Annotated in this window: 14 protein-coding genes; 6 read left to right on the top strand and 8 right to left on the bottom strand. The window is 44.8% G+C overall.

The genetic code is table 11. The features are described from left to right. Positions 1-36 precede the first annotated feature (36 nt). The 4 genes from SPIGRAPES_RS00825 to SPIGRAPES_RS00840 are packed head-to-tail and all read left to right on the top strand — an operon-like array spanning position 37 to position 3,974. Entirely contained in the window at positions 37-1,578 is a 1,542-nt protein-coding gene (locus tag SPIGRAPES_RS00825) for an ABC transporter ATP-binding protein (protein ID WP_014268881.1), read from the top strand. Then, positions 1,568-2,617 carry an ABC transporter permease gene (locus SPIGRAPES_RS00830; RefSeq protein ID WP_014268882.1) on the top strand — a complete coding sequence of 350 codons (1,050 nt, stop codon included), beginning with the start codon at positions 1,568-1,570 and terminating at the stop codon, positions 2,615-2,617. The genes SPIGRAPES_RS00825 and SPIGRAPES_RS00830 overlap by 11 nt, the downstream gene beginning before the upstream one ends. After that, positions 2,617-3,513, top strand: a complete 897-nt coding sequence (locus tag SPIGRAPES_RS00835; protein ID WP_014268883.1) for an ABC transporter permease — start codon at positions 2,617-2,619, stop codon at positions 3,511-3,513. The genes SPIGRAPES_RS00830 and SPIGRAPES_RS00835 overlap by 1 nt, the downstream gene beginning before the upstream one ends. A gap of 59 nt (positions 3,514-3,572) precedes the next feature. Then, positions 3,573-3,974, top strand: a complete 402-nt coding sequence (locus tag SPIGRAPES_RS00840; RefSeq protein ID WP_014268884.1) for a VOC family protein — start codon at positions 3,573-3,575, stop codon at positions 3,972-3,974. Here the strand turns inward: SPIGRAPES_RS00840 and SPIGRAPES_RS00845 are convergent. Genes SPIGRAPES_RS00845 through SPIGRAPES_RS00855 form a run of 3 tightly spaced genes read right to left on the bottom strand, consistent with a single transcriptional unit; the run spans position 3,953 to position 7,431 of the window. Further along, positions 3,953-5,938, bottom strand: a complete 1,986-nt coding sequence (locus tag SPIGRAPES_RS00845) for a TRAP transporter permease (RefSeq protein WP_014268885.1) — start codon at positions 5,936-5,938, stop codon at positions 3,953-3,955. The two genes, SPIGRAPES_RS00840 and SPIGRAPES_RS00845, sit on opposite strands and share 22 nt — an antisense overlap. After that, positions 5,911-6,426: a DUF1850 domain-containing protein gene (locus SPIGRAPES_RS00850; RefSeq protein ID WP_014268886.1), complete on the bottom strand. Its 516-nt coding sequence runs from the start codon at positions 6,424-6,426 to the stop codon at positions 5,911-5,913. Before SPIGRAPES_RS00850 ends, SPIGRAPES_RS00845 begins: the two co-directional genes overlap by 28 nt. 3 nt (positions 6,427-6,429) lie before the next feature. Further along, positions 6,430-7,431, bottom strand: coding sequence for a TAXI family TRAP transporter solute-binding subunit (locus SPIGRAPES_RS00855; RefSeq protein ID WP_014268887.1), 1,002 nt, complete (start codon positions 7,429-7,431; stop codon positions 6,430-6,432). Between the two features lie 209 nt (positions 7,432-7,640). Between SPIGRAPES_RS00855 and SPIGRAPES_RS00860 the strand changes: the two genes are divergently transcribed. After that, complete coding sequence (locus SPIGRAPES_RS00860) at positions 7,641-8,543, top strand: prenyltransferase (RefSeq protein WP_172635056.1); 903 nt, start codon at positions 7,641-7,643, stop codon at positions 8,541-8,543. A gap of 66 nt (positions 8,544-8,609) precedes the next feature. Here SPIGRAPES_RS00860 and SPIGRAPES_RS16755 read toward each other — a convergent pair whose 3' ends face one another. Then, entirely contained in the window at positions 8,610-10,877 is a 2,268-nt protein-coding gene (locus SPIGRAPES_RS16755; RefSeq protein WP_014268889.1) for an HD domain-containing phosphohydrolase, read from the bottom strand. A 618-nt stretch (positions 10,878-11,495) separates the two neighbouring features. Here SPIGRAPES_RS16755 and SPIGRAPES_RS00875 point away from each other — a divergent pair. Beyond that, positions 11,496-12,074, top strand: a complete 579-nt coding sequence (locus SPIGRAPES_RS00875; protein ID WP_014268891.1) for a P13 family porin — start codon at positions 11,496-11,498, stop codon at positions 12,072-12,074. Between the two features lie 100 nt (positions 12,075-12,174). Here SPIGRAPES_RS00875 and SPIGRAPES_RS00880 read toward each other — a convergent pair whose 3' ends face one another. From SPIGRAPES_RS00880 to SPIGRAPES_RS00895, 4 genes are read right to left on the bottom strand one after another with little or no spacing between them, the layout of a single operon-like run. Continuing rightward, positions 12,175-12,798, bottom strand: a complete 624-nt coding sequence (locus SPIGRAPES_RS00880; RefSeq protein WP_014268892.1) for a dihydroxyacetone kinase family protein — start codon at positions 12,796-12,798, stop codon at positions 12,175-12,177. Positions 12,799-12,813: 15 nt separating this feature from the next. Next, complete coding sequence (locus tag SPIGRAPES_RS00885) at positions 12,814-13,824, bottom strand: dihydroxyacetone kinase subunit DhaK (RefSeq protein WP_014268893.1); 1,011 nt, start codon at positions 13,822-13,824, stop codon at positions 12,814-12,816. A 23-nt stretch (positions 13,825-13,847) separates the two neighbouring features. Continuing rightward, a complete protein-coding gene (locus tag SPIGRAPES_RS00890) occupies positions 13,848-14,330 on the bottom strand; it encodes an ureidoglycolate lyase (protein ID WP_014268894.1) in 483 nt (160 codons plus the stop codon). A 13-nt stretch (positions 14,331-14,343) separates the two neighbouring features. After that, positions 14,344-15,324, bottom strand: coding sequence for an ABC transporter permease (locus SPIGRAPES_RS00895; protein WP_014268895.1), 981 nt, complete (start codon positions 15,322-15,324; stop codon positions 14,344-14,346). Between the last annotated feature and the right edge of the window lie 10 nt (positions 15,325-15,334).

Here is a 15,334-nt window from a genome sequence, read left to right on the forward strand (position 1 = left end):
TGCAAAGAGCGGTAGAAACATCGAGGAGTTGATTGAATGGATCTTGCCTTTGAAATGTGTGACATTTCCAAAACGTATCCAGAGAGCAATCTGCAAGCGAATAATTCTGTGAGCCTTTCACTTCGCAAGGGTGAGATTCTATGTCTCGCCGGTGAGAATGGGGCAGGGAAGACAACCTTGATGAAAATTCTCTATGGTATGGAAAAACCTGATTTTGGGACTATAAAGATCTGGGGGCAGGAGGAAAAAATCAATTCTCCTCTTGTCGCCAATAGGTTGAAAATAGGAATGGTGCACCAGCATTTCATGCTTGTTGAAGAATTTACCGTTGCCCAGAATGTGGTAATGGGAGTTGAGCCACGTAAACATGGGATATGCTTTGATATAAAAAAGGCAAATCAGCAAGTAGAAAAAGCCATAGGTGAACATCATTTTTCACTTGAAAGCGATGCATTGGTGAAAGACCTCACCGTGGGGCAGAAGCAACAGGTTGAAATTCTGAAGATGCTCTATCGCGATATTGATATCCTTATCCTTGATGAACCAACTGCAATTCTGGCTGAACAGGAAATCGAGTCCCTGTTCAAGACGCTGAAGGGGTTTGCTGCAAAAGGTAAATCCATAATCCTCATCACCCATAAATTACAGGAAGTAAAGCGAATTTCCGATCGGGTAGCGGTTATGCGCCAAGGTACTCTGGTAGGTATCTACCAGACAAAAAAAATCGATGAGCAGACGCTTTCGCACCATATGATGGGCAAAGATATTGAGATACACCGGTTTCGCTGTGCTCCAAAGCAGGATTGCCACCCAATCCTCTCTTTTGATTCGGTTACCGTGTTACGGCCTTCCCAAGAAAAACCCTTGCTTGATTCTATCAGTTTTACTGCATATTCGAATGAAATCCTTGGTTTCGTAGGCGTAGGAAAGAATGAATTGGGTGTCCTTGAAGCTGTGCTCGGGGGCAGGATCGCGGTTTCCCAAGGGAATATTTATCATCTGGGGGAACCTGTTACTAACCTTTCAACGCGGAAATTGAGGGAAAAAGGACTATCCTATGTACCAGCCGATCGTCTGAAGGTTGGCAGTTCTCTTTCCTCGTCAGTGAAGGAGAATCTTATCGTAAACCATGTCGATGACTATGCCTGTTACCAATTCTTGAACCAAAACAGAATCCAGCTCGATGCAAAACGCCTTATGGATGATTATTCTGTAGCAGGGACTCCCTCGAGTACGTTGTCTTTTTTGTCAGGCGGAAATATACAGAAGGTGATATTGGCTAGGGAAATCGGACAAAAACATGATTATCTGGTGCTTTCCGAACCAACTTGGGGATTGGATGTAGCAAGCAGCCAATATGTGTATGAGAAAATTACGGCTTTGTGTGACTCCGGTTCTGCAATTTTACTTCTTTCTACAAATCTTGATGAAATATTATCCTTGGCAAACCGTGTCATTGTCTTGCATCAGGGTTCTATCGCTGCAACCTTAAACCAGAGTGAGGTATTGAGAATTACCAAGGCTGAACTTGGTCAATATATGTTGGGAATAAAACGGCAGGTACCCAATGGAGACTAAACTACAAAAAAAAATCCTGCGATATCTCGAAGAATCACTGGGTATGACCCTGATTATTGCCATTTCCCTCTCTCTTGCTGTGGTACTCTCTTTTTATTTGAGCAAGACCCCTGGCATTACCTTGTGGTATTTCTTTTTGGGCCCTGTACAGAACACCTATTATTTGGGAAATATGATCAATGGTGCCATTCCTTTGGTATTCGGTGGCCTTGGAGTGTCCCTCGCTATGAAGGGAGGAACCTTCAACCTAGGTGGTGAAGGGCAAATCTATGCAGGGGGGTTTATAGCTACAATCTGCGCAATCTATCTGGAACCTTTGGGCATTTTCGGGGCATTGCTTGCCTTGCTGACTGGTTCTTTGGTAGCCGGTTTGCTCAGCGGACTCTCCGGCTATTTCCGTATGCGATGGGAAACCAGCGAGCTGATAACTTCTTTTTTACTATCCAATGCAGTTATTTTGGTAATCAACTATTTTGTCGGTGGTCCCTTCATGGACCGCTCCACGAATCTTATTACAACGGAAAAGATACCTGTTGCCTTCAGATTGCCTGCAATCCTGCAACCCTCGAATCTGAGTGCAGCGCTGTACTTTGCGATACTCGCCGTGCTTTTTGTGCATATATATCTGTATAAAACGAAAAGCGGGTATGCCTTGCGCATGTGTGGGGATAATAGGGTATTTGCCCAATATGGGGGCATTGAAACAAAACGCTATGCAATTTTGCCCATGTTTTTCAGCGGTGTCTTCTATGGGCTTGGCGGAGGAATTGCTATTTTCGGTACCTATTTTTCCTGCATCAAAGAGTTTTCTGCCGGTATGGGATGGAATGGCCTTGCCGTTGCCTTGATTGCTAAGTTTAAGCCTTCGCTCATTCTCCCTGCAGCCTTGTTTTTCTCCTATGTGGAGTCAGGGGCAAGAAGTGCCATGATTTATTCTGATGTAACGTTCGAGCTAGCGTCTGTAGTGCAGGCAACTGTTTTCTTTTTGGTTTCCAGTGAAGTTCTCCAGCAGTTGTTCATAAAAAAAGGAGGCAAGTAATGCAGATTGGAGTCTCAATAATCCATAGCTCAGTCATTATAATGACCCCTCTCTTGCTTGCTGCCCTCGGTGGGCTTTTTACTGAATTGACCGGAATGTTGAACATTGCCCTCGAAGGACTTCTGCTTTTTGGCGCTTTCTTCGGAATACTGGGAACCTATTACACCTCAAGTATCTTTTTGGGGGTTTGCTGTGGTATTGTCGGTTCCATGGTACTTTCGGCCTTACTGGCTACCATTACCCTCAATTTGAAGGCAAATGTCTTTATAACTGGGTTGGCAGCAAATTTGTTTGCCTCCGGGGTAACGGTAGTACTTGCTTTCAAGCTATTCAAGAATAAGGGAGTCCTTGTCTTTGACACGATTCCATCGTTGCCCGTGTATTCAATTCCCCTGATCAAGGACATCCCGGTTTTGGGAAGCCTTTTCTCTGGCTACTCAGCCTTTGTCTATATAAGCTGGCTGTTGCTTCTGATCGGTTACCTGGTACTGGAGAAAACAGTATTCGGGTTCAGGTTGCGTGCAACTGGCCTTAATGCACAGGCACTTGCTTCGCTGGGGCTCAGGGAAAACAGATATCGGTTTATTGCCTTTCTTATTTCTGGGTTTACCTGTGGTATCGGCGGGGCCATGCTTACGCTCAACCTAGGGGCCTTTGTTCCCAATATTACTGCAGGGAAGGGCTGGATAGCCTTGGTAGTCATATTTTTAGGGAACAAAAAACCTGTCGGATTATTGGTTGCCTCCTTGGTTTTTGGTCTTTCCGATGCTTTTTCCAACTACGCCCAGGGAGCTTTCAATATTCCTTCCGATTTCATCCTGGCAATTCCGTATGTGGTAACCTTGGTTGCTATGCTCGGGTATTCGGTCTTTGAGAAGAAAAAGAACACTATTTGAAATGCTATACGAGATTGAGACTAGCACTTCAGGTACTTGCAAGTACAAAGGATAAGGATATGAAACAATCAATCGTACATATCGCCATTGTTGTTCGCGATTATGATGAGGCCATCGATTTCTATGTGCGCAAGCTGGGGTTCACGCTTCTTGAGGATACGTATCAAGAAGAGCAGGATAAGCGGTGGGTACTTGTAGCTCCGCCAAATTCAAATGGAACCGCTTTGCTTTTGGCAAAGGCCTCAAAACCACAACAAGAGCCTTTTATTGGCAATCAGGCAGGGGGAAGGGTGTTTCTGTTTCTTTCCACCGATGATTTCTGGCGCGATTACCAGTCGATGGTTGCAAAGGGAATTGTATTTGTCAGGGTTCCCAAACAAGCAGAATATGGCATCGTAGCCGTTTTTCAAGACTTGTATGGGAATCTTTGGGACTTGGTTCAGTTTTCATCACCCTCATAGGGCTTCTGTAGGGTTTCCTGCAACCGGGAGGCCTTTGCCTTCTGGACTATGAAAACCAACACAAAGAGAGCAAAACCGATCAAATCCTGTGTAGGGTTTTTCGTGATAAGCAATAGTGCGCCTGAAAAGGAAATAACTCGAAATAGCGTGGAAAGCTTTGCAAAGAAATACCCTTCAGTGGCTATCCCTATCATACATACCCCAAAAATAGCGGTTAGGGTGACTCTGATTGCCACCAAAGGCGTAGTGTCGAGTAAAAGCAAGGCTGTATTGTAGACAAACATATAGGGCACGATGAAGCCGGCAAGTGATAGCTTTACCGATTGCAGCCCAGTTTTCATGGGATCGCCACCGGAAATACCGGCAGCAGCAAAGGAAGCAAGGGCAACTGGTGGGGTGATGTTTGCAAACATGGCGAAGTAGAAAACAAACATATGGGCTGCGATATCGGGAATTCCCAGCTTGATCAAGGCAGGGGCAGCCATAGTAGCGGTAATGAGATAGGCAGGAATGGAGGGCAAGCCCATTCCCAGGATCATGCAGCTGACCATGGTCAAAACCAAGGTAGCGAGCAGATTGGCATTCCCGAGCTGGATGATGGCATTTGCCATGTTCAGCCCGAAGCCTGTCAGGCTTACCACCCCGATAATGATTCCCACGACAGCACAGGCAATTGCAACTGATACTACAGACCTTGTTCCCTCTTCGAAGGCATCAAGGATGTCCTTGAAGCTCATACGGGTCTCTTTTCGGAGCATGCTTACTCCAATAGTGACAACAATGGTGCAAAAGGCCGAGAATATAACAGTATTTCCGCTGAATAACAACATATAGAGCAAGAAAAGGATGGGGAGCAACAGATGGCCGCGTTCTTTCAGGACATCTTTTACTTTGGGAAGTTCTTCACGGGGAATGCCGGTGAGATTGTTTTTTGATGCACGCAACTGCACCTGGACCAGGATTCCCAGATAATATAGCAGGGCAGGGATGGCAGCACTGATGACGATGACACTGTAGCGGATACCGAGCATCTCAGCCATGATAAAAGCAGCAGCGCCCATAATGGGAGGAAGCAGTTGCCCCCCGACAGAAGCCGAGGCTTCGACAGAACCGGCAAATTCTTTGCTATATCCGGTCTTTTTCATCAAAGGGATGGTAAATGCGCCTGTAGTCACGACATTGGCTACGGCCGACCCGTTGATACTCCCTAAAAATCCTGAGGCAATGACAGCTACTTTTGCCGGGCCACCTTTTGAATGTCCTGCAAAGGCCAAAGCGATATCGTTGAAGAATTTTCCCATGCCTGACTTATTCATGACAGAGCCAAAGAGAATGAACAGGAAAATATATGAAGATGCGACATTTACCGAAGTCCCATAGATGCCTTCGGTATTGATGAAAATATGATTGACCAGTTTTCCCCAGGAGTACCCGCGATGGGTGAAGATACTAGGCATATAACGGCCTATAAGCCCGTAAAGTAAGAAAAGGCAACTTAGAATGACCAGTGGCCACCCGGAGATCCGTCTGGAAGCCTCAAGGACCAAAAGGATGAGAAGCGTTCCCATGATAATATCGACTGTATTGGGAGAACCCATACGGTTGATAAAGTTTATATAATCGCCCCATACGTAGACTGCCACTCCAACAGAGGTAAAAGCCAGGACAATATCGTACCAGGGAATGGTTTTTCTGCTCGCCTTCTTGTTGGCCGGATACAAAAAGAATGTCATGAAAGACATCATGGCTACATGAAGCGACCGATGCAGATGGGTTGGGGGATAGCCTAAAAACGATGTGACGAAATGGTACAAGGCAATGCCAATGGCTATCCAATAGATGGCTTGTGCTAAATGGGGATTCTGGAATTTCCGAGTCTTGGATTCCCTATCGAATTTTTCAAGCAATTCGTTTTGTTGTTCCTGCATTTCTGCATTCATTGTTTCGAGTGAAATCTTGGACATAGTGAAATACTTCCTTTCATTTTCAAAATAAGGGGTTCTCTGTGGGGAAGGTCAGTACCTCTGGCTATCACAGTTCCCTTGAGCATGATTGCAATGAGTGCAGTCTGTGAATGAATCCAGTGGATATCGTTAAACACTGTATTGAGATCGCTCATTACTACCATTCCGTTCTCAACTGAAACAGTCCCCTCGTTTTCAGGAATCCCAGCCCCAAAGCCCGCAACTTCGAATTTCTGCAAAACCAATCGATTATCTTTTCCCAGTACATAATATTCGTTCCAGGGAATATGTTCAAACGAATGCATCCAGTAGAACGTTAGGCTATCGCCTTCCTGCACTTTGATCTCAAGATAGGTTGTTTTGGTATCCTGATGCTGGATGGTCAACGTTTTTTCGGTTTTGAAAGAGAAAAAGAGAAAAAACAGAAGGATGAAACCTATCACAAGGAAGGCAATATACTGCCTTCCTGTGATCCTTATGCGCTTCATTGTTTATTCGATACCCTGTTCTTTATAATACTTGATCGCCCCGTCATGGAAAGGAATGCCCACACCGACATGTGAATTTTCCAAGGATATAAATTTTTTAGCCGTAGCATGGGAAGCCTGGATATCCTCAATGTTGTCAAAGATTCCCTTGGTTAGGTCGTACACTACATCATCAGGCATGTTTTTATTTACAATCATGATGTTTCTGACCGTAGCTGTTTTCACATCGGAAGAGGTGCTGTAGGTGGAAGCTGGGATGGTAGCCTCTACGAAGAACGGATATTTGGCTGTAAGATTTTTCAACCCTTCCCCTTCGATAGGCACCAAAACTATTTTTGCAGAAGTCCCGAGTTCCATGACTGTCGCATTGGGAATGCCACTTGTTACGAACACAGCGTCTACCAGATTGTTTTTCAATTGCGCGATGGCTTCACCATAGTTGAGATAATCTACTTTACTGTCAGCATAGGACATGTTATGGGCTTCATACATCATTCTGGCGTTGAGTTCGACCCCGGAATTCGGGGCACCGACTCCCACCCGTTTTCCCTTGAGGTCTTCGAACTTCTTGATTCCCGTTTTATCGGTGGTGACCAGCTGGACGTAATTGGGATATAGGGCAGTGAGGCAACGAAGGTCTTCTGCTTTCTCTTTTCCTTCAAAGGCTCCAAAGCCTCCGTAGGCCTGGGCAACGGAATCAGACATGACAATGGCCATTTCGGCATCGCCTGAAAGGATGAGTTTTATATTTTCGACCGAGGCCCCCGTAGCCTGAGCCGAGGATTTATATCCAAGTTTGTTTTGGAAAACACTGGAAAAGGCTCCCCCGATGGGGTAGTACAGCCCACTGGTGGGACCGGTGGCCACTGTAATGAAATACTTGCTTCTGTCCAGACCCTGGGGAGTGTCATCTGCTTTTTGGGTTGTTTTGCCTCCACAGGCGATGAACAGGGACAACGTAGCCATACAGGCAACAATACTAATAAGTACTCGCTTTCTTTTCATAAAAATATCTCCTTTTTGCTATTTGGTTCCACTGCAAGCCAAAGCTTGTATTCCTCTGCATGACTTACCTATTCTATGAACTTATAAAGAGAAGGCTTGCTGTCGTAACTGTTTTATAAGTATATATATAGGGGGATGAAACGAAAAAAATCAATCGTTTATCCTTGGTTTCCCTAGAAAATCGAATGTCGAAACGTATAATGTGTATTATGAATACGAAACAATTCTGTAATATTGTAGAAATCCGAACAAAATCCATAAGTATGGTTACCTTTTTATGTGGAAGCATCTATGCCTACTTTGCAACCGGTTTATGGTCGTGGAAAATCGGTTTGCTTATGGCTCTGTCTGTTCTTTTTGTTGACATGGGAACTACCGGGTTCAATACCTATTTTGATTTTTTGAATGGCACCGACCGGGCAAAGACCAACAAGGAGAAGGACAAGGTCTTGGTCCATGAAGGGATCGAGCCGATTTCGGCATTGCTTGTTTCTTTGGGGCTCTTTATGCTTTCAGGTGTGTTGGGTCTATTTCTTGCCTATTATACTTCCTGGAAATTACTGGTGGTAGGGTTTGTCTGCATGGTTGTGGGATTTACGTATACCGGGGGGCCGTTCCCTATCTCGAGAACGCCTTTCGGAGAAGTCTTTGCCGGAGGGTTCCTTGGCTCCGTCCTGTTTATGCTCTCGTATTACGTACAAACAAAAAGCATCGATAGGCAGGTGTTTCTCGTATCGATGCCTTTTCTGTTTCTGGTAGCGCTTATCCTTACAATCAATAACACGTGCGACTTTGCAAGCGACAAGAACTCCGGAAGAAAGACCTTATCCATTGTTTTGGGTAAAAAGAAGTCTTTATGGTTGCCCTACTTGGAATTTGGCATTGCGTTCCTGCTTGCAACGATTTTATTAGTAAAAGGGATATACCCGCTATGGGTGTTACCATTCCTTTTCATTGCATTTATGCTTAGCTTGCGGGAAATGAAAATGCTGTATGCCCGAGGATTTTCCCCTGAAACTAAAAGTGTCTCAATGGCAAGCATAGCAAAACTCTATGTACTATTCGGCTTGGCTTTCTTTTTCGGGCATCTGGTCTCACTGGTTACAGGGTAAATGCCATAAAGATAAGAAAAGGAGAGAGCACACCCCTAGGGGAGAAAGACATGACTTAGGAGGATGCTATTTCCAGTTTTCCCCCTGTTCTTTGATTGTCTTTAAAAAAAGGTCGACTGCATCTGGATCGAAATGCGTCCCTGACAAACTTTGAATGTAGTCATACACTTTTTCTTGTGGCCAACCCTTGCGATAAGGTCGGTCGGATAGGAGGGCATCCCAGACATCCACTACTGCAAACAACCGCGCAGCAAGCGGGATTTCCTCTCCTTTCAATCCCCTTGGGTAGCCGGTTCCGTCCCATTTTTCATGATGGCAGTAGGGAATGTCCAAGGCAGGGCGAAGGTATTCGATAGGGTAAAGCAAAGCATAAGCATAATCTGGGTGTTTTTTAATGATAGCCCAATCACTCTCTGACAATGAATCAGTTTTTAACAGAATGCTGTCAGGTATTCCCATTTTCCCGATATCGTGTAACAAGGCACCCCTCCGTATATGGACCAAGCTTCTCGAAGACATTCCCGAAATACGACAGAGTGCTACCGTCATTTCAGTCACGCGAAGGGAATGGTCTTGTGTTTCCTTGTCTCGTAAATCAAGGGCCTGGGACCAGCCTTCTATAGTCGAGTCATAGGCCTGGAACAATTCTGCATGGGATTTCTGCAATTTGTTGAAAAGCGTAAAACTGTCTATTGCGATTGCAGTCTGTTGGGCGAGGGCCCTGAAAAAGTCTGCCTTTGATGCATCAAATTCACTTTTTGTAGTCCAGAATGCTTCAAAAACCCCGTTCACTTTTCCCTTTACCAAAAGTGGTACTACCCAATATTTTTGAAAACCTTCCTTCTCGATAATGGATGTATGGATAAAATCAATTTGTTTTGTTTGGAGTGTATTCTGCAACCAGGCTTTTTTTTCAAGCGCAGCCATTCCAGCAAGCCCTGTACCAAGGGGGAGGCATACTTGTTCAATGTCCTTTGACTTAAATCCTATTCCCGCCTTGTATTCCAGGCACTGATTATTGGTATTAAAGAGAAGTATGGCTCCTGCATCAAAGCCTATTTGTTTGATCGATTGATCCAGTACCAAAGAAAGCGTTTCGTCGAGTTCCTTTCTCGCAGTGATGGACTGGTCAACGACAAATAAAGCCTTATTGAATTCAAATTGTTTTTGTAACGTGTTTTCATTTGATTTTCGCACGGTAATATCTTCAGCAAGTCCTGCAACTCCGATAATTTTACCTTTTGTGTTTTTCAGCATGGTTATATTGAGTTGGATCCATCGAATTTCTTTGTGTTTGGTAAGGAGAGGAAACTCCCCATAGGGAAAAGAAATACCCTTTGTTATCAATGAATAGATTTTCTTCTTCAGATCTTGTTCTTCAAGGGGAAGGAATTTGTTAAAGTAATTCGTTCCTATTACTTCTTCCTTGTTCCATCCTGTTTTTGCCAGGAAGAAATCATTGCAATACGTTATGTTGCCCTTCATGTCAAGGATTACAGCCAGAAGGCTTACGTCATCGAGAAGCGTATGGAAACGCAATTCATTTAGCTTGAAATATTTATAAAACCGCTGGGCGAAGAATACAGTTACGCAGGCCATAAAACTCAACAGGAAGCTTACTAATTGGATTTCGAAATATCGATACAGGAGGGTTCTCTGGCTCTGTGGGGAAGGTGCGCAGACGAGGGTGAGATTCTGTACATCCTGTATCGAAAGGGATTGCTCAATGCGGATTCCGTTTTGGATATCCACCCAGTTTGGGGAGGAATAGACTACATTGTCGCCTTTTAACAGTTGGAACAAGAATTGCCCTGAGTTTTCAATTTCAAAAGGTTTGCATAGGGCTTCCAGATTAATAATTGCTTGGATATTTCCCTGCAATGTAAACCTATCGAAAATTGGAAAGTTTTCTTCGGTCATGGGGGTATTTTTTAGATTTATCCTATCGAGTGTTGCCTGTTGCTGCTTGTCTGTATACGCGTATTGTATGTTTGAGGCTTTGTCAGTTCGAATGATTGAAACGATTGCATCCGTGGTATTTCCCAGATATTGTGCATTCTGTTTCCAATTATCTTGATTTGCTTTGTAGTCCTGCAAGGACAACTGAGAGAGTGCTGTATATATTCGGCGATAATTGGTCTCAACTTCCCGGATCAAAGCAAGGCTGGTTGCCTGGGTTAGGGTATGCAGTTGTTTTAGTTCCTCTTTCTTTTGTGAGGTTGAAACAGAGATTGAAAAGGATAGGAGCGAAATCGATAGAAATAGCAAAAAACCTTTGGACAGCAAAATAGAAATATTGGAATGAGAAATTGGATTAATGCTCTTTTTCCCCATAGAGGCTCCTGAATAAAAATGCATGATGCATGTAATTGGATATAACCTATCACAAACTTCTGACATTAGCAAAAGAAATATCAATTACTTTGTACTTGGTGCAAAGTAAGGGCATATATGTCGTCAAAATCACGAATGGAGACCTTAAAAGACAGGAAAATACCTTTGTGCATATCGTAAAGTCGTCTATGGTCAGCGGGATTTTCTTATCTTTTTTGTACTCACAATACCGTGGATTCCTCAAGCAACTCCCATTTTTCCAATATCTTGGAAATGAGACCTCAGCTGACTTTTGCCAAAACCTTGGCAGACAGGACAGACCTATGACTAGACACAAATTTGTTAAGGTGCTTGCCTGGGCGTAATAAAAAAAATTCCGAGGTGTTACTAAATGGGCTCATGCGTACCTACGCTGTACATGAGGATTTTTTATGCAAAAAAAGCATCAATTTTGTCAAAATCTCTCAGAAAACCAATGCAACTATCATTTGAGATAGTAATCTATAAGCGATTAATAAAAGCTAAAAGTCGAATTACATTATCTTTCAGCCTAGGATTAACCAATGAAGCAGAATAATAGGTTCTGTACCTATTCATTTTATCATATTGGGAGGGTTTATGAAAAAACCAATCGTACTGTTCTGTGTAGTCCTGTTTTCACTTTCACTTGTTTTTGCCTCAGATTCTCCGGTTGCATCGATTTCCTTGATGATCGATGCAAATTTATCTGGCAATTACGACAAGATCAGTGAAGAATCGGAAAGTCTGTCTGCTTATGAGAAGATGTCTATTTTCTCCATGCATGAAAGCTCACCGACGCTTCCTTTTGTGGTGAATCTTCTTGTCGGTGCAGGTATAGGCTCTTTTATCCAGGGAGATTCTAAAGGTGGCTTCACTGCCTTGATCACAGAAGTCGTAGGGGTAGGGCTGTATGCGGCAGGTTATGCAAGTGTCTATTCCACTGCATCTCTTGACGGGGAGTTGTCTGCAGGCGGTTCTGCTCTGATGCTTCTTGGAGTGGGTGCCTTGCTTGGTGGCAGAATCTATGAATGGATACGGCCTTTTTCCTATTCCAAGCAATATAACAACCAACTGCACTCAGCTTTGCTGGGAAAGACGGAAGTCTTGATAACCCCTGTGGTCACCGCTGTCAATAACCAGATGGCATTGGGTATGGTTGGAAAAGTTTCCTTCTAGCTGTCATCCTCTTTCGTCGTAAAAAACAACGATATCCTATAAAAAGGAATGGATCAGTGTAGTCTGAACCATTCCTTTTGCTATTTCAATTACTTGAACGTTATTGCAGTGCTACGGCAAAGGCCTTCATCAATAAGGCAGCAACGGCAGCTCCCGGGTCTAGCAATTGTCTGGAAGCTTCTCCACGGGTGGCAGCCCTTCCATGGATTGCAAGCATCCCTACTGTTGCCTCATAGCCTTTCTGGGCAGCGAGCGAAGCATCTTGGGAGGCTTCTTGTAATGTCTTTCCCTCACCAATCGAATCTTTCAAAGCTTCAATTGCCGGGTTTAGGCCATCGAGGAACGTTTTGTCTCCGATCTTTGCTTTCCCACGGTTGGCGACACCGTCGAAATAGGCCTGGAACAAATCAATGAAGTCTGTTGCAACCAGTGTGGTTTTGCCTTTCAATACTTTCCCTGCCTGCATCAAGCCAGATGCCATAAGCGTTCCCATTGTAGAGGGGACAGCCGTAGACATGGCTTTCCCCGCAAAGTAAAGCATCTTGCCTGCATCGGCTTCTTCGCTGTCCTGAATTGCCTGGAAAGCTGCAACAAACCCATCAGACATCGTAAGTCCTAAATCGCCATCCCCAACGACACTGTCAAGGTCGATGAGGCGGTCTCTGTTTTCCACCATAATTGAGGCAGCCTGCTCAAGAAATGAACGGATTATGGAATTGTCCATCAATAGTTCCTCCTTTTACAACTGAACAAAGAACGGTGTCTGTGCCGGTGCGTCAAGATACGTTTTCAATTCGTCATCGAGTTTCATAAGGGAAATTGAGAATCCAGCCATTTCAAGGGAGGTTGCATATTCACCGATATAGTATCGATGTACTTTGATCCCAACTCCTGCAAGGTGTTCGTCAATTTTGCGGGTTACAATGTACTGCTCATCGAGAGGGGTAGCTCCCAGTCCATTTACCAGGACAGCGACCTCATCTCCACTGTAAAACGGTAAGTCGGCAAGAATTTGGTCCAGCATCTCAACGGTAATCTCATCAGCAGTTTCGAGTTTGCCCCTGCGGATTCCTGTTTCCCCATGAATGCCCATCCCGATTTCCATCTCGTCGTCTCCGATGGAGAATCCCATCTTCCCGACGCGAGGAACGATACAAGGGGTTAGGGCTACACCCATAGTTCGGACATTTGCCGCAGCTTTTGTTGCGATTCTCTTTACCTCGTCCAAGCTGAGCATGGCATCAGCTGCGCCCCCAGCTACCTTGTATACAAACACAATGCCGGCAACGCCACGTCGGGTATTCTTTTCCCCGGGGGCAGAAGGACCTGCAGAAGCGACATCATCGCCGGCTACCAGGCTTTCTACACGTATATCATCTTCAAAGTCAGCCATTTCGGCTGCCATATCGAAGTTGAAGATATCGCCATTGTAATTGCCATAGATGTACAAAACTCCAGCCCCACCATCGATGTATTTAGTCACTGCATGCATCTGTTCAGCGCTTGGGGACTGGAAAACGTCACCAACGGAACATCCGTCGAGCATTCCTTTGCCTACATAGCCGAGAAATAGGGGGAGATGGCCTGAACCGCCACCGGTTGCAAGGCCAACCTTGCCTTCTTTCTTGTTGGCAGTAACAAGGCATCTGACATCATCGTTCGTATAGGTAATGAGATCAGGATGTGCTACATAGAGGCCTTTGAGCATCTCGTTAACGTAATTTTCCGGCTTGTTGATAATCTTCTTCATGTGGATTCCTCTTATTCTGATACTTATAGAATGACTTCTATCTGGTCTTCCAGTGGATATTCGACAACGACACAGTCGTTCATATAGGTACGCTCAGGCAGGGCAATCATGAGATGGGTCACTTCGGTGTTTACAGCGAACGGGGCAAGATGCCAGACTCCTGCATTGAGTTTCACCAAGGTTCCAGCCGGGACATAGAATGCTTCGGTCAATTCTGGAACCGGCTTGGTGGAAGGCGGGGCTACATGTACGATTACATCCCCATCGAGTGAAAGGATCATCTCCCCTGTAGTATTGTGGTATTCAGCTGCACTGATGACCATCTTTTCCCCTTTGGCGCAGACAAGGGCGGAAAACCCCACTACCTTATTCCCTGCTACCGGGAACAGTACATGGTCATGATAGAATGTTCCCAAATTGTGCCCTCTGGGTTCCAGAAGGTTATAGAAACTCCCATACTCATTGAAGGCTTCTTTAGACAATTGCTTAGCTTTGATTGTTTTCATCTTAATGACTCCTTTATCTATCCGACTTCTTAGATTCAACGATTTTCGAAACTACCATGGTGCCGATCAGGATAAGGCCCCAAACGAAGGTTTTTACAAACGAGTTAACCCTCAGTATATTGAAAGCACTCGAAACCATTTGCAGTACCACGACTGCCAGAGCGACTCCAAGCACATTTCCCTTGCCTCCATTGGGGTCGGTTCCCCCCAGTACGACAATAAGCAGGGTAAGCAAAGTGTAGGACTTCCCGTAATCTGACTTTGCAGAATTGTAATGCGAGGAAATCAAAATTCCCCCGATTGACCCCAGAATACCACTAGCCATGTAGGTGTAGATGGTAACCTTCAAATTGTTGATCCCAGAATACCGGGAAGCAATCTCATTGGTGCCCATAAAAGAGAGCTGATGACCATATACAGTAGATCTAAGCAGATAGGCAATGACTACTGAAACGATGATAAAGAGGATGACCGTATTGGGAATTCCCCCGATCAAGCTGCCATTTGCAATTTTACCAAAGCTTTCCGGCAAGCCAGTCATGGCGGGTCCACGCGTTATGGCAAGGCCCAAGCCAGTAAAGAGCTGGAGACCGCACAAGGTTACAAGCATTGCAGGAATCTTCAGATATCCGATTAAAAACCCGTTGAAAACCCCGCAGCAGGCCCCGACAAGCAAGGCTCCCAGGATTCCCAGAAGCACCGAATAGACTGAACCTCCGAAATGAATCATGATCGTTGCTGCCACAATGCTTGAAAGATTGGCAATCCCTACCAAAGAGAGGTCGATGCCGCCGCTAATCATAGCGAGCATCATTCCGAAACAAAGAATCCCGAATTCAGGAAACTGAACACTCATGCCCTGCAGGTTGGCTGGTTTTAAAAACGCCCTCGGGGATATGATTGCCATGATGACAAAAATGGCAACTCCTAGCAAAGCGAGCATTAGATTATTTTTATTTGCCTTTTTGAAGAAGGCCGTGTTAGGTTTGGTCATGCGTATTCTC

The sequence above is a fragment of the Sphaerochaeta pleomorpha str. Grapes genome, assembly GCF_000236685.1.
Classification (GTDB): Bacteria; Spirochaetota; Spirochaetia; order Sphaerochaetales; family Sphaerochaetaceae; genus Sphaerochaeta; species Sphaerochaeta pleomorpha.